At 66.4% G+C, this 16,455-nt stretch carries 14 protein-coding genes; 9 read left to right on the top strand and 5 right to left on the bottom strand.

Annotated elements, in window-relative coordinates:
- Window positions 1-2 precede the first annotated feature (2 nt).
- From nuoL to JOF57_RS17060, 5 genes are all read left to right on the top strand, one after another.
- Window positions 3-1,883 carry an NADH-quinone oxidoreductase subunit L gene (gene nuoL, locus JOF57_RS17040; protein WP_209918381.1) on the top strand — a complete coding sequence of 627 codons (1,881 nt, stop codon included), beginning with the start codon at window positions 3-5 and terminating at the stop codon, window positions 1,881-1,883.
- Window positions 1,877-3,466 (top strand): NADH-quinone oxidoreductase subunit M, encoded by a 1,590-nt coding sequence (locus JOF57_RS17045; RefSeq protein ID WP_209918383.1) that lies wholly within the window; start codon window positions 1,877-1,879, stop codon window positions 3,464-3,466. Before nuoL ends, JOF57_RS17045 begins: the two co-directional genes overlap by 7 nt.
- Window position 3,467: 1 nt before the next feature.
- Window positions 3,468-5,033, top strand: coding sequence for an NADH-quinone oxidoreductase subunit NuoN (gene nuoN / locus JOF57_RS17050; protein ID WP_209918386.1), 1,566 nt, complete (start codon window positions 3,468-3,470; stop codon window positions 5,031-5,033).
- Between the two features lie 97 nt (window positions 5,034-5,130).
- Window positions 5,131-5,898: an enoyl-CoA hydratase gene (locus tag JOF57_RS17055; protein WP_209918387.1), complete on the top strand. Its 768-nt coding sequence runs from the start codon at window positions 5,131-5,133 to the stop codon at window positions 5,896-5,898.
- 94 nt (window positions 5,899-5,992) lie between these two features.
- Entirely contained in the window at window positions 5,993-7,576 is a 1,584-nt protein-coding gene (locus tag JOF57_RS17060; RefSeq protein ID WP_209918389.1) for a PKD domain-containing protein, read from the top strand.
- A 70-nt stretch (window positions 7,577-7,646) separates the two neighbouring features.
- On the opposite strand, the gene JOF57_RS17065 is transcribed toward JOF57_RS17060, so the two are convergent.
- Both JOF57_RS17065 and JOF57_RS17070 read right to left on the bottom strand, forming a co-directional pair.
- The gene (locus tag JOF57_RS17065; RefSeq protein WP_209918392.1) at window positions 7,647-8,330 is read right to left on the bottom strand and encodes a PIG-L deacetylase family protein; all 684 of its coding nucleotides are present in this window, start codon (window positions 8,328-8,330) and stop codon (window positions 7,647-7,649) included.
- A 33-nt stretch (window positions 8,331-8,363) separates the two neighbouring features.
- Window positions 8,364-8,969 (bottom strand): TetR/AcrR family transcriptional regulator, encoded by a 606-nt coding sequence (locus JOF57_RS17070; RefSeq protein ID WP_209918394.1) that lies wholly within the window; start codon window positions 8,967-8,969, stop codon window positions 8,364-8,366.
- 45 nt (window positions 8,970-9,014) lie between these two features.
- Here JOF57_RS17070 and JOF57_RS17075 point away from each other — a divergent pair, with 45 nt between their 5' ends.
- Together JOF57_RS17075 and JOF57_RS17080 are read left to right on the top strand one after the other, a co-directional pair.
- Window positions 9,015-10,160, top strand: coding sequence for a phosphotransferase family protein (locus tag JOF57_RS17075; RefSeq protein ID WP_209918398.1), 1,146 nt, complete (start codon window positions 9,015-9,017; stop codon window positions 10,158-10,160).
- A complete protein-coding gene (locus tag JOF57_RS17080; protein ID WP_209918400.1) occupies window positions 10,160-11,275 on the top strand; it encodes an Rv3169 family protein in 1,116 nt (371 codons plus the stop codon). Before JOF57_RS17075 ends, JOF57_RS17080 begins: the two co-directional genes overlap by 1 nt.
- Window positions 11,276-11,353: 78 nt before the next feature.
- Here JOF57_RS17080 and JOF57_RS17085 read toward each other — a convergent pair whose 3' ends face one another.
- Window positions 11,354-11,719, bottom strand: a complete 366-nt coding sequence (locus JOF57_RS17085; protein WP_209918402.1) for a DUF4345 domain-containing protein — start codon at window positions 11,717-11,719, stop codon at window positions 11,354-11,356.
- A 45-nt stretch (window positions 11,720-11,764) separates the two neighbouring features.
- Here JOF57_RS17085 and JOF57_RS17090 point away from each other — a divergent pair, with 45 nt between their 5' ends.
- Entirely contained in the window at window positions 11,765-12,505 is a 741-nt protein-coding gene (locus JOF57_RS17090) for a helix-turn-helix domain-containing protein (protein WP_234938159.1), read from the top strand.
- 46 nt (window positions 12,506-12,551) lie between these two features.
- On the opposite strand, the gene JOF57_RS17095 is transcribed toward JOF57_RS17090, so the two are convergent.
- Window positions 12,552-14,054: a flavin-containing monooxygenase gene (locus JOF57_RS17095; RefSeq protein ID WP_209918406.1), complete on the bottom strand. Its 1,503-nt coding sequence runs from the start codon at window positions 14,052-14,054 to the stop codon at window positions 12,552-12,554.
- Window positions 14,055-14,098: 44 nt separating this feature from the next.
- Window positions 14,099-15,070, bottom strand: coding sequence for a TIGR03617 family F420-dependent LLM class oxidoreductase (locus JOF57_RS17100; RefSeq protein WP_209923448.1), 972 nt, complete (start codon window positions 15,068-15,070; stop codon window positions 14,099-14,101).
- Between the two features lie 27 nt (window positions 15,071-15,097).
- Here JOF57_RS17100 and JOF57_RS17105 point away from each other — a divergent pair, with 27 nt between their 5' ends.
- Window positions 15,098-16,453, top strand: coding sequence for a flavin monoamine oxidase family protein (locus JOF57_RS17105; protein WP_209918408.1), 1,356 nt, complete (start codon window positions 15,098-15,100; stop codon window positions 16,451-16,453).
- The last annotated feature ends 2 nt before the right edge of the window (window positions 16,454-16,455 follow it).

Genomic DNA, 16,455 nt, shown 5'->3' on the forward strand with positions numbered 1-16,455 from the left:
ACATGACGATTCCTGTGTGGCTGCTGATCGCCCTCCCTTCGGCCGGGGCGGCGATGCTGTTGTTGAGCGGCCGACGCTCCGACCGGTGGGGACACCTGCTGGGTTGCGCGACCGCACTCGGCGCGTTCGCCGTCGGGGCCGTGCTGTTCGCCCAGATGCTGGGCCGTCACGACGAGCACCGTGCGGTTCAGGAATCTCTGTTCTCCTGGGTTCCGGCGGCCGGCCTCCAGGTCGATTTCGGGCTGCAGCTCGACCAGCTGTCGGTGTGCTTCGTACTGTTGATCACCGGTGTGGGATCGCTGATCCACATCTACTCGATCGGCTATATGGCTCACGACCCCGACCGGCGGCGGTTCTTCGCCTACCTCAATCTGTTCCTGGCCGCCATGCTGCTGCTGGTTCTCGCGGACAACTACCTCGGCTTGTACGCCGGGTGGGAAGGCGTCGGCCTGGCCTCGTACCTGTTGATCGGGTTCTGGTCGCACAAACCCTCGGCCGCCGCGGCGGCCAAGAAGGCTTTCGTCGTCAACCGGGTCGGCGACATGGGCCTGGTCATCGCACTGATGATCATGTTCGCCGCCGTCGGGTCGATCTCGTTCGCCGGAGTCTTCAGCGCCGCACCGGCATTGGGGGAGAACACCCTCACTGCGATGGGTCTGATGCTGTTGTTGGCCGCGTGCGGCAAATCGGCCCAGGTGCCGCTGCAGTCCTGGCTGGGGGATGCGATGGAGGGCCCGACCCCGGTGTCCGCGCTGATCCACGCCGCCACCATGGTCACCGCCGGCGTCTATCTGATCGTGCGGTCCGGCCCGATTTTCGACCTGGCCCCCGGCGCCCAGACCGGCGTTGTCATCGTCGGCGCGGTCACGCTGCTGTTCGGGGCGATCATCGGTTGCGCCAAGGACGACATCAAGAAGGCACTGGCCGCATCCACGATGAGCCAGATCGGCTATATGGTGCTGGCCGCCGGGCTGGGGCCGGCCGGGTACGCATTCGCGATCATGCACCTACTCACCCACGGATTCTTCAAGGCCGGGTTGTTCCTCGGTGCCGGGTCGGTGATGCATGCCATGAACGACGAGGTCGACATGCGCCGCTATGGCGGGCTGCGCAAGGCACTGCCGATCACGTTCGCCACCTTCGGCCTCGGCTACCTGGCCATCATCGGGGTACCGCCGCTGGCCGGCTTCTTCTCCAAAGACAGCATCATCGAGGCAGCGCTGGGCGCCGGAGGTGTGCGGGGCGTGATCCTCGGCGGGGCCGCCATTCTCGGGGCCGGGATCACCGCGTTCTACATGACCCGGGTGATGCTGATGACGTTCTTCGGCGAACCGCGCTGGGAAGAAGAAGCGCATCCACACGAGGCTCCGGCCGTGATGACGTGGCCGATGATTCTGCTCGCGGTCGGCTCGGTGGTCTCCGGCGGTGCGCTGGCGATCGGCGGCACGCTGTCACATTGGTTGGAGCCGGTGGTCGGCACGCACGAGGCACACCACGCAATCCCGGCGTGGGTGGTCACCGCGGTGGTGCTGGCGGTCGTCGCGGTCGGTATCGCGGTGGCCTACCGGATGTATGCGCAGCAGCCGGTTCCGGCCGATGTGCCCGACGGTTCGGCGCTGACGGTGGCGGCCCGACGCGATCTGTACGGCGACGCATTCAACGAGGCGGTGTTCATGCGAGGCGGCCAGACGTTGACCGCGGCCCTGGTGACCGTCGATGACAAGGTGGTCGACGGGACGGCCGGGGGGCTGGCCGCTCTGCTCAGTCGATTATCGGATGGGTTGCGCCAGTTGCAGACCGGCTTCGCCCGCTCCTACGCGCTCTCGATGCTGGCCGGGGCGGCCCTGCTGGTGGCGACGATCCTGGCGGTGCGACTGTGGTGAGCACGTTTCCGTGGCTGACGGCGTTGTGGGCCACCCCGACTGTGGGGGCCGCCGTGGTGATGCTGCTGCCCGCCGCACAGCGGACGCTGGCGAAATGGCTGGCATTGGTGATCTCGTTGGCGGCACTGGGCCTGGCCGCCGTGATTGCCGTCGGCTTCGATCCCGCCGGCGAGCAGTACCAGTTCGTCGAATCCCGCCGCTGGATACCGTCGTTCGGCACCGGCTACATCCTCGGCGTGGACGGAATCGCCCTGGCTCTGGTGGTGCTCACCGCGGTGCTGCTGCCCCTGCTCATCGTCGCAGGCTGGAATGACGCCGATCGCCAGACCGGGCTCGGTGGCCGCGGAGTGCACGCCTACCTGGCATTGACGCTGGCCGTGCAGGGCATGGTGTTCATGTCCCTGGTGGCCCTGGACATCCTGCTGTTCTACGTGTTCTTCGAGGCCATGCTGATCCCGATGTACTTCTTGATCGGCGGCTTCGGTGGTGAGAACCGGTCGCGCGCGGCGGTGAAGTTCCTGCTGTACAACCTGTTCGGCGGACTCGTCATGCTGGGCGCTGTGATCGGCCTGTACGTGGTGACCGCGGGCAGCGACGCATTCGGCTCGGGCACCTTCGATTTCCGCGCGATCGTCGCCGCGGTATCGTCGGGCCAGCTGGTGATCAACCCCGCGGTGGCGAACTTCCTGTTCCTGGGTTTCATGTTCGCGTTCGCCGTCAAGGCTCCGCTGTGGCCGTTTCACCGGTGGTTGCCGGATGCCGCCGTGCAGGCCACCCCGGCCAGCGCGGTGCTGATGATGGCAATCATGGACAAGGTGGGCACCTTCGGCATGCTGCGCTACTGCCTGCCGTTGTTCCCCGATGCCTCAACGTATTTCCGTCCGCTGGTCATCACCCTCGCGGTGATCGGCATCATCTACGGCGCGGTCCTGGCGATCGGGCAGACCGATGTGATGCGCTTGATCGCCTACACATCGATCTCGCACTTCGGTTTCATCATCCTGGGCATCTTCGTGATGACCAGTCAGGGCCAGGCCGGGTCGACGCTGTACATGATCAACCACGGGATCTCCACGGCCGCACTGTTCCTGATCGCCGGATTCCTGGTGTCACGGCGCGGTTCCCGGTTGATCGACGCCTATGGCGGCGTGCAGAAGGTGGCCCCGGTACTCGCCGGAACGTTCCTGGTGGCCGGGCTCGCGACCTTGTCACTCCCGGGCCTGGCCCCGTTCATCAGTGAATTCCTGGTTCTCATCGGCACATTCACGCGCTATCCGGTGGTCGCGGTGTTCGCCGCCACCGCACTGGTGCTGTCGGCGGTGTACATCCTGTGGATGTACCAACGGATGATGACCGGCCCGGTCCGCGATGGGATCGCCGACGGCGAGCGCCGGGTCAGCGACCTGGTACCTCGCGAACTCGTCGTGGTGGCCCCCTTGATTGCACTGCTGCTGGTGCTGGGCATCTACCCCAAACCCGCGCTGGACGTGATCAATCCGGCCGTCCAGCACACGTTGACCACCATCGGACAGAGCGATCCGCCACCGCAGGTGTTACCCGAGATGGCAGAGGGGGTCCGCTGACATGGTGACACCGAGCATCGAATACGGCCTGCTCTCCCCCATGCTGATCGTGTTCGGGGTGGGCGTGGCAGGTGTACTCGTCGAGGCCTTCCTGCCCCGGCACGGGCGTTACGGGACGCAAGTGGCCCTCGCGCTCGGCGGGTTGGTGGCCGCCGTGGTGGCGGTGGTGCTGCTGGCCCGAGACTTGCACGGCACCACCGGCAGGCCCGCGGTGATGGGCGCGGTGGTCCTGGACGCGCCTGCGTTGTTCCTGCAGGGCACCATCGCCCTGGTCGGCATACTGGGCATCCTGCTGATCGCCGAACGGCAGCCCGTAACCGAATCCACCAGCAGCAGGCGCGGTCTGGACGGTTTCACGCCACAGGCGTCGGCGGTACCTGGGAGTGTGGCCGAGAAGTTGGCCGCCAAGGCCGGGGCGATGCAGACCGAGATCTTTCCGCTGACCATGTTCGCCATCGGCGGCATGCTGCTGTTTCCGGCGGCCGATGACCTGTTGACGATGTTCATCGCACTGGAAGTCCTGTCACTGCCGCTGTACCTACTGTGCGGGCTGGCCCGTCGCCGGCGCCTGCTGTCGCAGGAGGCGGCACTGAAGTACTTTCTGCTGGGCGCATTCTCGTCGGCCTTCTTCCTGTACGGCGCGGCCATGCTGTACGGCTACGCCGGCACCCTGGACCTGAACGGGATCGCCAATGCGGTGATCACCCGAGCACCCAACACGCCGCTGGCGCTGATCGGCATCGCCCTGCTGCTGGTAGGCGTGTTGTTCAAAGTCGGTGCCGTTCCGTTTCATTCGTGGATCCCCGACGTGTATCAGGGCGCACCCACCGCGATCACCGCGTTCATGGCCGCGGCGACCAAGATCGCCGCGTTCGGTGCCTTGCTGCGCATCTTCTACGTCGCGTTACCTCAGTTGCGTGATGACTGGCGCCCGGTCCTGTGGGCGATCGCGATCCTGACCATGGTGGTCGGCACCCTCACCGCCGTCACCCAGACCGACGTCAAGCGGTTGCTGGCCTACTCCGCGGTGGCACACTCGGGGTTCATCCTCACCGGTGTCATCGCTGCCAACCAAGCCGGGGTGTCCTCGACGTTGTTCTACTTGTTCGCCTACGGATTCAGCACATTGGGTGCGTTCGCGGTCGTCGGCTTGGTGCGCAACCCCGCCGGCGAGGAAGCTACCTCGATGGCCCAATGGGCCGGGCTGGGCCGGCGCTATCCGATTGTCGGCGCGGTGTTTTCGCTGTTCCTACTGGCGTTCGCCGGGATTCCGCTGACCAGCGGATTCGTCAGCAAGTTCGCGGTGTTCAAAGCCGCCGGTGAAGGCGGGGCGATCCCGCTGGTCATCGTCGGCGTCCTCGCCAGCGCCGTGGCAGCCTATTTCTACGTGCGGGTGATCGTGCTCATGTTCTTTACCGACCCTCCCGAGGACGCACCCGAAGTCGTCATCCCGAGCGGGCTCACCACCGCCGTCATCACGGTTACCGCGGCCATCACGTTCGCGCTCGGTGCACTGCCTCAGCCGCTGCTCGATCTGGCGAACAATGCCGAGACCTTCCTACGCTGATTCCTCACGTTTCCTCCCGCGAGCAGACGCAAATGTACCCAAAACCTCGGCGTGTCGGGTACATACGTGTCTGCTCGCGGAACGTTAGGTTCGAACGATGACGACCGTCCTCACGGCTGACCACGGCGCCGTCCGGGTCCTCACCATCCACCGCCCCGAGTCGCGCAATGCCCTGGGTCGTGAGTTGATCGAGGAACTCTACGGGGCCCTCGACGACGCCGATACCGATCAGGGCGTGCGGGCCATCGTGCTCACCGGAACCGACCCGGCGTTCTGCGCCGGCGTGGATCTCAAAGAGGCCCAGACGCTCGGCATGGAGTACTTCGAGAAGTTCCGGTCGCACAACTGCATCACCAAGACCGGCAAGCTGCGTACCCCGATCCTCGGGGCGATCAATGGAGCCACGTTCACCGGCGGACTGGAGTTGGCCCTGGGCTGCGACTTCCTGATCGCTTCCGACCGAGCGGTGTTCGCCGACACGCACGCCCGCGTCGGGATCCTGCCCGGCGGCGGAATGACGGCACGGCTCCCCCACATGGTCGGCGCTGCGATGGCACGCCGGCTGTCGATGACCGGCGAGGTCGTCGATGCCGCCCGCGCCGAACGGCTGGGCCTGGTCACCGAGGTGGTACCGCACGCGCGATTGCTGGACCGGGCGCTGGAGCTGGCCGGTCAGATCGCTGAGGTTCCGGGCCCGATCATGACCGGCCTCAAGAAGATCTACACCCTCGGCAGCGATCCCGTCATCGCCCCGGCGCTCGCCGCCGAACAGGAGATCGCCGGCGCGCAGGCGCGTGATTTCCACGGCCTGGGTGACCGTTATCGCGCAGTGGCCCAGCGAAACCGCGGCCAGATCGACCGTTAGCGGCCCAACCGCTCACCAAGCTCCAGGCGAACCCGACAAATCAGGTAGTCGACTACTCACACCGACATCCCGCTTGGATCGTAGCGTCGATGACATGGCTGATTGGTCTCCCGCGCAACCACTTCCCGCACACTGGTTCGGCCCCAGTGTCGGCTTCGACAATTCCGGCCGCGTGCGGGTCGCCTACGCCCAATTGCTGTCGCTCAGCCCGATATCGACCCGGGTGGCAATCGCCGAGCGTAAGAACGGTGCGTGGGTGGACGTCTTCGAGAAGAAGTCCGTCGCAGGGGACATTCCGATCGAGATCACGCTGGCGGCCGGCGCTGACGGCAGTGCCGCGGCGTGCTACACCACGATCACCAGCACCGACCCGGCGACCTACCAGTGGCGCCACTACGTCAGCTATGCCCCGGCGGCCACCCGGAAGTGGGAGACCCCAACGGAGATCGTGCCGGCGAGTGCCCCCAGCGAATTCACTCGCCAACGGCGAGTTCAGGTGGCCGACAACGGGATCGCCGTGGTGGTCGCAGATCGGTTCGACGGCGCGGCCGGATCGGCGGTCGGATCGGTTGTCGTCACATTTCATATTTCCAACACGTCGTCGTGGACCACGCCCCAGAAGCTCACACCGACCGGCGGCCTCAACGGCGGGATAGCCCTCGACGTCGACGGGTTGGGGAACCCCACCGTCGCCTGGATACACCGCTATCAGGCGTCACCGCCACGTTCGTCGATCCGCGTATGCACACCCAGCGCCACCGGACCGACGCCGCAGTCAGTCGCCCTCACACCCGAGAACGGCGCCGACGCCGGCGGGGTGCGCCTCGCGGTGAACTACCTCGGCGCTGCCGTCCTCGGGGCATACATCGGTGGGCATGCGAATGTCACCACACGGGAAAATGCCGCTGCGCCTTGGCAGTCGTTCACGGCACTGTTCAATTCGTCCACAGCAGCCTCGAGTTCATGCCTCGACGTGGGAATCACCTTCAGCGGCATGAATTACGCCTTGGTTCGGCGGCAGGGTCCGACCACCTCGAGCAACGACGGCATCTGCGCGACACGAAGTGGCTATCCGGGCATCTGGCCGACCCCGAAAGTGATATCGCCGGCCGGCACGGAATCTCGCGACGGTCAGATCGCTATCCGCAAGGGCCCGTTCGGGAGCGAGGAGGCGGTGTTGGTGTACACCGGTGCCGTCGGTTTCGGCGGAGGCGACCCGGGTCTGGGGCTCTTCCGTGCCAGCCACTGGCCCGTGTACCTGAACGATCCCAGGACCCCGGTGGACCTGGCCGAGCAGGGGCCGACCCACCACATCGACCAGGTGATTGCCGACCGGGCAGGCAGCGTGGCGGTCATCGAGACGGTGTACGACGAATTGACCAATCGCGCTTACGCCACCGCGTTCGACGCGAGCGCACCCGACATTCTCGAGGCAGTGGTGCCTGCGGCGGTGACGACGAATCAGGTTGTGCAACTGCGCAGCCGGGTGGCCGACACCTGGTCCCCGATGGGACCGATCACATGGGATTTCGGCGACGGGACGCCCGCGGGTACCGGACCCACGGTGACGCACGGCTGGGCGGCTCCGGGGCCCTATACCGTCACCTTGTCCGGCGCGGACATCCAAGGCAACACCGTGACCAAGAGCTTCGCCGTCACCGTCACTGGCCCAGCCTGATCCGCCGGAAGCCACGAGCAGCAGACCGGCACCCCAGCGAGCCGACCGAGGCGAACGAGACCCGGCCGGTTCAGCGTTGCCGCTTCAGGATGAAGCCGACGGTTCGGGCGCCGAATCCCGGCAGCGCCGGCGTCGACATCTCCACCTGCCGCCGGGCCTGTTCGACGACGGGCGTCTCCGGGTCGAGCACTGAAAGGTAGACCTCATGGACGGCAAGGGAATTCACCGCTACCTCGGTGTAGCCCTCGACCACCTCGCAATGCGTCGGATCCGGTCCGTTCTCGAAGAGCCAGGCGGGCGGGTCCGCCAGGCTGTCATAAGCCGCGGCGACCGCATGCGCGAACTCGATGTGATCGCGTTGATTCGGTGTGCCGGATGCCCAGGTGTGCCCGCTGTAGAGGGTAACGACGAGATCCGGACGCAGCGCCACGATGGTCTCAGCGATCTTCGCCCGCAGCCCGGGGGTATCGCGGATGTTGCTGTCCGGGAAGTCCCAGAACGCCACGTCATCGACCCCGACGATGGCGGCCGAGCTGCGCTGCTCTCCTTCCCGCAGCGGCCCGGCCTGCTCTGGCGGCATCCCGGCGATACCGACCTCACCCCGCGAGGCCAGCGCGTAATGCACGGACTTACCCGCAGCAGTCCACTTCGCGACGGCCGCGCCAACCCCGTACTCGGGATCATCCGGGTGGGCCACCAAAACCAGAGCGGTCTGCCAGGTCGAGGGAAAGGGTTCGACGTCTTTCGGATTCACCGCACCAGTGTCGAACCTCGACGGCGGTTCATGTCAACTGACGGTGGCCCCATGCACCAAGATCGCCGCCGTCTGCGCCACCCATGCATCGTCGAGTTCACGCTCGGGCCACAGCAGCATCCGCAGCAGGGTCGATCCGCCGATGAGCTCCACCAGACGGTCCGGGTCGACGTCGGCCTGCACCTCACCGCGCGCGATGCCGTCGACGATCCTGGCTCGCACCGTGACAAAGGTCCCGGCGAACCGTTGCATCACCCGGGCGTTCAGATCGGTGTCGGCGACGACGTCGGCGACCAATCCGGGCAGCGCGGCTCGCATCACCGGGCTGGTGAACACGTCACGGGCAGCACCGATCATCGCCCGGATGTCGGCGGCGATGTCACCGGCCGGCGCGGTCAGGCCCGTCGCGGCAGCGGGGAACACCGCCTCGTGCACCAGCTCGGCCTTACTCGACCACCGGCGGTACAGCGCGGTTTTCGTGGTCTGCGCACGCTCGGCGACCGCGGCCATCGTCAGGCTCGCATAACCGATTTCGACAAGCAGGTCCACGGTGGCCTGCAATATGGCAGCGTCAATGCGCGGGTCACGGGGACGTCCCGCTCCAGAGGTCTTGCCAACCGGTGATGGCTCTGCTTTCATAACGCTACTGACAGTATCGTAATTGTGGCCGTAAGGAACAGTTGAATGGCAAACGAGGCCGTGGACGCTCCCGTGGAGAACGTCGAACACCTGCAACGCTCCAGTCGCGACATCACCACACTCCCCTCGGTGTTGTCGAAATGGCTGTCTACCGTGATGCCAGGCGGGATCACCCCCGAGATCACCGTGGAAAGCGGCGTCGACTCCAACGGTATGTCCTCGGAAACGATCATGCTGACCGGACGCTGGGAAGAGGACGGCGAGCCGAAGGAGCAAAAGTGGGTGGCCCGCGTCGCCCCGACGCAAGACGATGTCCCGGTGTTCTCGTCGTACCGGCTTGATCACCAGTTCGAGGTGATGCGTCAGGTCGGCGAACTCACCGACGTGCCTGTCCCCAACGTGCGCTGGATGGACACCACCGGCGAGGTGCTGGGCACGCCGTTCTTCCTGATGGACCGGATCGACGGCCAGGTGCCGCCCGATGTCATGCCCTACACCTTCGGCGGCAACTGGTTCGCCGATGCGCCGGTCGAACGCCAGCGCGAGCTGCAGGACAGCACGGTGGAGGTACTCGCAAAGCTTCACGCAATCCCCGACGCGGCCGAGCGGTTCGCGTACCTGTCCGAGATCGACCCGCCGGGCGACACCCCACTGCGCCGGCACTTCGGCTGGCTCAAGGGTTGGTACGAGTACGCGGTACCCGATATCGGCCGGTCCCCCCTGGTGGAGCGGGCACTGCAATGGCTGGAGGACAACTTCCCCGAGGACGTGGCAGCCTCGGAAACCGTTTTGACGTGGGGTGATTCGCGTATCGGCAACGTGCTGTACGACGACTTCCGCCCTGCCGCGGTCCTCGACTGGGAGATGGCCACCCTCGGCCCCCGCGAGCTCGATGTTTCGTGGATCATCTTTGCGCACATGGTGTTTCAGGAGCTGTCCGGCATGGCCGGGCTGCCGGGACTGCCCGATGTGATGCGCGAGGAGGATGTCCGCGCAACCTATCGCGAGCTGACCGGGGCCGAATTGAGCGACCTGCGTTGGTTCTACATCTACTCGGGTGTCATCTGGTGCTGCGTGTTCATGCGCACCGGCGCCCGGCGGGTGCACTTCGGCGAGACCGAGAAGCCCGACGATATCGAAACGATGTTCTACCACGCGCCGCTGCTGCGGCGTCTTATCGAGGAGTCTTAATGCTCGGCCCGATGGACGAATTCCCGGTACATCAAGTTCCCCAGCCGATCGCCTGGCCGGGATCTTCGGACCGGAACTTCTACGACCGTTCGTACTTCAACGCCCATGACCGCACCGGCGACATCTTCGTCATCACCGGTCTCGGCTACTACCCCAATCTCGGGGTGAAGGACGCCTACTTCCTGGTGAGGCGCGGAGACGAGCAGACCGCGGTGCACCTGTCCGACGGGATCGATCAGGACCGGCTCAACCAGCACGTCGGCGCTTACCGGGTCGAGGTCACCGAACCGCTGCGCAAGATCCGCATCGTGCTCGAGGAGACCGAGGGTGTGGCCGCCGACCTGACCTGGGACGGCCTGTTCGACGCGGTCCAGGAGCAACCGCACGTGATGCGTCAGGGGAACCGGGTCACGCTCAACGCCCAGCGCTTTGCCCAAATGGGTTCCTGGAGTGGCTTTCTGGAGATCGACGGCCAACGTATCGACGTCGACCCGGAAACCTGGATCGGCTCCCGCGACCGGTCCTGGGGCATCCGCCCGATCGGTGAGGCCGAGCCCGCCGGACGTCCGGCGGACCCGCCCTTCGAAGGCATGTGGTGGCTGTACGTACCGATGGCGTTCGATGACTTCTCGATCGTCTTCATCATCCAGGAGGATCCCAGCGGGTTCCGCTCGCTCAATGACTGCAGCCGCGTGTTCAAGGACGGTCGCGTCGAGCAGCTCGGCTGGCCGCGGGTGAAGATCCACTACCGTTCCGGCACCCGCATCCCGACCGGGGCCACCATCGAGGCCACCGCTCCCGACGGCACCCCCGTCCGGTTCGACGTGGAATCCAAACTGCCCGTGCCGATTCATGTAGGTGGCGGTTACGGCGGCGACGTCGACTGGATCCACGGTGTGTGGAAGGGCGACAAGTTCACCGAACGGCGCACCTACGACATGACCGATCCGGCAGTCGTCGGCCGGACGGCGTTCGGCGTGATCGACCACGTCGGGCGGGCCGTCTGCACAGAGGGCAATGGCGCTCCGGTGGAAGGCTGGGGTCTGTTCGAACACGGTGCGCTCGGCAGGCACGACCCGTCCGGTTTCGCCGACTGGCTCACCGTCGCCCCGTAGTTTTCTCCCCGCGAGCAGACGCGTAGGTACCCCGCTTCGAGAATTTTCGGGTACGGGCGCGTCTGCTCGCCGGAGAAACTAGGCCGCCCAGAACAGCGCGGCCGCGCCGATCGCCTCTACCAGGCAGTAGAACCAGTTGGGGTAGAAGGCCGTCCGTTCATCGAACACGGCCGAAAGGGCGCGGCCGACTGCCATGCCGGCCAGCGCGGCGCCGACGGTGATCAGGATCCCGGTGCGCACCTCCCCCGGCGCCACGGCCGCGTATGCCAGCACCGCGGCGATGGCGATACCGAAGCCGCCGTACACGCCACGCACTTCCGCGCGGGCCGCGGCGGTTCTGAGGTCGTAGTCGAAGGGCCGCAGAATCGCCTGCGGCGCCGCCAGCGCATACACACCCATGCCGGCGAAGAACACGCCGACCACGACGATGACAGCAACAGTCACGGTAGCCTCCTGATCAGTTGTCCGCCCAGCATGCACAATGAACTGATGCCGGCGCTTCCACAAACCTGCTGTCCTACGGTGTGGTTGTGGCCCGGGCAGGCGCTGTACTCCGGGCCCGGACTGGATTTGCAACCGCACTCCGGATCGGTGTGGTGCCTGGCCTTCGGCGTCGACGGGCCTCTGACGGTGACGATTCAGGGCAACGCGATCGTGGCGCGCAGTGTGTTGATTCCGCCACGGCTCACCCATCACCTTGCGATGCAGGGCGGGTTGGTGTCGTGCTATCTCGATCCCGGTTCGCCGCGGACCGTATCGTGCCGTCAGCAGTTCACCGAATTCCGGCACGGCATCGGTGTCGGTCATGCCGCCGAGACCCGCCTGGCGGCAGCACCGATGGACGACGAGGCCGCCCGGCGCTGGCTGGATCTGGCTGCCCCGGACACACCTCACCAAATCGATCCCCGGATCGAGTTGGTGGCCAAGCAGATTCGTGACAATCCGGCGGAATCGGTATCGGCAGGTGAGTTCGCGACGGCTGCCGGGTTGTCCGAATCACGGTTCCTGCATCTGTTCCGTCGCGAGGCCGGGACCAGCCTTCGGCGCTACCGGATGTGGAGCAGGCTCATCGCAGCCGGTACCGCCGTGGCGGCCGGTGAGAACCTGACCGCCGCAGCCGCCGATTCCGGATTCGCCAGCCCGTCACACCTGGCGGACAGCTTCAAGACCACGTTCGGGCTGTCGGCCACACAACTGCTGGCGACGGGGATTCGCATCCGCACACCGTGACGAGCGTGCGCACACCGCTGACGGAATTACGCCTGGGAAACGAAACCTAGGAGGCGACGGTCTCGGATGGGTTCTGCGCGGGCGCGCGACCGAAGACCATCGACTCGTCGATGCGGTCGAAGCGGTGGTCGATGGCATCCAGCAGGTAGTTGTGCCGCACGTGCCACGGCCGTTTGGTACCTGACCGCGGCAGCGCGTGCTCGGAACGCTGGATGTAGCCGGCCTCGAGATCCCAGGTCCGTTTCTCCGGCATCGGCGCCGCGCCCTTGTGCGGATAGGCATGGGTGTAACCGTGAGCCCCCAGGTACGCCAACAGGTTCGCGAAGGCCCGGGCGGTCATGTCGGCACGCAGCGTCCACGACGCGTTGGTATAGCCGATGCACCAGGCCAGGTTCGGAACGTCCTCGAGCAGAAACTCCTTGTAGACGAACCGTTCGGTCGGCTTGACCTCCTGGCCGTCGACCGCGAGGCGAACGCCGCCGAGCGCCTGCAGTTGCAGGCCGGTCGCGGTGACGATCACGTCGGCATCCACCCGCTCACCGGATTTCAGCACGATGCCCGTGGCGTCGATGTGATCGACGTGATCGGTGACGACGTCGACCCGACCGTCGCTGATGTGCCCGAACAGATCCCCGTCGAGCACCAGACACAACCGCTGATCCCACGGTTTGTACCGCGGCTTGAAATGCACGTCGACCGGATACCCCTCGGGCAACGCGGCCGTGAGCTTCTTGCGCAGGTAGCTGCGACCGAGATCGGGGGCCGAGCGGAAGAAGAAATAGCTCAGCACGTGGATCATCGCGTTGCGGAACCGCACAACCTGGTGAGATAACTTGCGCGGCAAAATTTTACGGATGGTCTGCACCGACGGAACGATGCGGTCCGCCGCCACCATGTACGTCGGCGAGCGCTGAAGCATCGTCACGTGAGAAGCCTGCTGCGCCAGCGCGGGCACCAGACTGACCGCGGTGGCACCACTGCCGATCACCACGACGCGCTTGCCCGAGTAATCCAGCGACTCGGGCCAGAACTGCGGGTGCACCAGGTCGCCGTCGAAGGTCTCGATACCGGGGAACTCCGGGGTGTAGGGCTCGTCGTAGTTGTAGTAGCCGGTGCCGAAGAACAGGTACCGGCACCGGTAGGTCCCGGCCTGGCCGTCCTGCTCGGTCTCGACGGTCCAGGTGTCGGTGCTCGAATCCCAATCCGCCGACAACACACGGGTGTTGAACCGGATATGACGGTCGATACCGTGCTCCCGGGCGGTCTCGGTCAGGTAGTCGCGAATATCGGCGCCGTCGGCGACGTTCTCGGGCTTGGTCCAGGGCTGATACGGGAAGCTCAGCGTGAAGATGTCGCTGTCCGAGCGGATCCCCGGATACCGGAACAGGTCCCAGGTGCCGCCGATCCGCGCTCGGCGTTCCAGCACGGTGTACGTCAGTCCGGGACTCTTCTCATGCACCCGGTAGGCCGCGCCCAATCCCGAGATTCCGGCCCCGACGATGAGCACATCCGAATAGTCCGGATCCGCAGCACGGCAAGCACCGCCCATGGCGAACCTCCTTTGGTCCCGACGAGTACCACCACCCTAGGCGCTCAGTCGCGCAGTGCGTCGACGATCTGGGCAAGCGAATCCAGCGCGATCGGACCCGGCTGATACAGGCAGATCCGATCGGAAACCCCGGCCACGCGGTCCCGGATGTGGGCGGCGATATCGGCGGGGCTACCGCACGCCGCGATGGTGTGTAGTACCTCGTCGTCGATCAGCGAACCCATCTCCTGCCAACGGCCCTGTTTGGACAGCGCGTTGAGCTCTGGCTGCAGATCACCCCAGCCGTGCGCGTCGAGTACGGGCCGATAGGCCGGGGTCGAGCCGTAGAAGGCCAGCAGGCGTCGCGCCGCGTCGTGGTTGTCCCCGGCCGACACGATGATCTCCGGGACGATCGCCAGGTCCGCCGCGTCACGCCCGGCGGCGGCGAGCCCGTCCCGCACCGCGGGCAGCGTCGCCTCGTGCAGGAACCGCTTGGACCCGAACGGCATGACCAGCAGGCCGTCGGCGAACTGTGCGGTGGCCCGGGTGAGCCGGGGGCCCAGCGCACCGACATAGATCGGCGGCGGACCGTACGGGTTGTCCCGGGGGGTGAACGTGGGCGTCATCAGTGTGTGCCGGTAGTACTCGCCCCTGAAGGCCAGCCGTTCACCGGTGTCCCAGGCCGCGAAGATCGCCCGCAGTGCCCCGACGAACTCCGACATCCGGGCCACCGGCCGGTCGAAGTCCGCGCCGAACCGCTTCTCGATCTGCGTACGGATCTGGGTGCCGAGGCCCAGGGTGAAGCGGCCGCCGGACAGGATCTGGTGGTCGACGGCCTGGTGCGCCAGGTGAATCGGGTTACGGGGAAACGCAATTGCCACATTGGTCATCAGGTCCAGATCCCCGACGGTGCTGGCCAGCGTCAAGGGGGTAAATACATCATGCGGGCCTTCAAAGGTGAATACCCCGCTGGCACCGGCCTCACGTAGGGCCGCGGCCCGGTCGATTGCGTCTCGCGGACCGAACAATGCTGTCATGACCTTCACGCGTGAGAGCCTAGACAGGTGAGCATCCCAACCAGCACCGACGTCGTCGTGGTGGGTGCCGGCTTCGCCGGCCTGACCGCCGCCCGCGCCCTGCTCCGGCTCGGACACCAGGTGGTGGTGCTCGAGGGGCGGGACCGGGTGGGTGGTCGCTCATCGACCACCACGATCGCCGGAGTGCCGGTCGACCTGGGCGGCACGTTCGTCGGCCCCACCCAGGACGCGGTGCTGGCGCTGGCCGGCGAGCTCGGCTGCCGCTCCGTGCCCACCTATGACCGCGGCAAGAACCTGATCCGGTGGCACGGGCGGGTCCGGTCCTATCGGAGCACGATCCCGCGGCTGTCGATGATGGAATTGTTCGACGTGTCCCGCATCCAGTGGCGCTTCGAACGTCTGAGCCGCCTGATCCGGGTGAAAGAGCCGTGGAACAGCGCGAACGCCCAGAAGCTCGATGAGCTGACCCTGGAACAGTGGCTGCGCTCGGCGGGCGCCAACGCCTCGACCCGCAACCTGATGGCGATCATGTCCCGGGTCACGTGGGGCGCCGAGCCCGATGAGGTGTCGATGCTGCACGCCGCCCGCTACGTCAAGGCCGCGGGCGGGCTCGACCGCATGCTCGACGTTCGGGGCGGCGCCCAGCAGGAGCGCTTTCCCGAAGGCACCCAGCAGATCGCGTGGAAGATGGCCGAGGAACTCGGCGATCGGGTGGTGCTCAGCGCCCCGGTGAGCCGCATCGAGCGCCACGACGACGGCACAGTGGCGGTGAGTTGTCCGTCCGGAGTAGTTCAGGCACGTGCGGTGATCGTGGCGATCCCGCCGCAGCACCGGACCGGGATCGAGTTCAGCCCGGCACTGCCCGAGCCGTACACCGAACTGGCCGAGAACTGGCCGCAGGGCAACCTCAGCAAGGCCTACGCCGCCTATGAAAAGCCGTTCTGGCGCACCAACGGCTGCTCGGGCGAGGCCTTGTCCGATGAAGGGCCGGTGTTCATCACCTTCGACGTGAGCCCGGGCGGCGAAAACGGCCCGGGCATCCTGTTGGGGTTCACCGACGCCCGGACCTTCGACCGGCTGTCACCGGCGGAGCGCCGCGAGCAGGCCCTGTCCGGGTTCGCCACCCTGTTCGGCGATGCCGCCCTGAAACCGATCGACTACCTCGACCACTGTTGGAGCGCAGAACAATTCGCACCGGGCGGCCCGACGGCGGCGGTGCCGCCGGGATCGTGGACCCAGTACGGTAGGTGGCTGCGGGAACCGGTGGACGCGATCCACTGGGCCGGCACCGAAACCGCGGACGAGTGGACCGGCTTCCTCGACGGGGCGGTCCGGTCCGGTCAGCGTGCGGCCGCCGAGGTGGCCGGCCGCCTCACCGGCTGAGC

It is taken from the genome of Mycolicibacterium lutetiense (genome assembly GCF_017876775.1).
Lineage (GTDB): Bacteria > Actinomycetota > Actinomycetes > Mycobacteriales > Mycobacteriaceae > Mycobacterium > Mycobacterium lutetiense.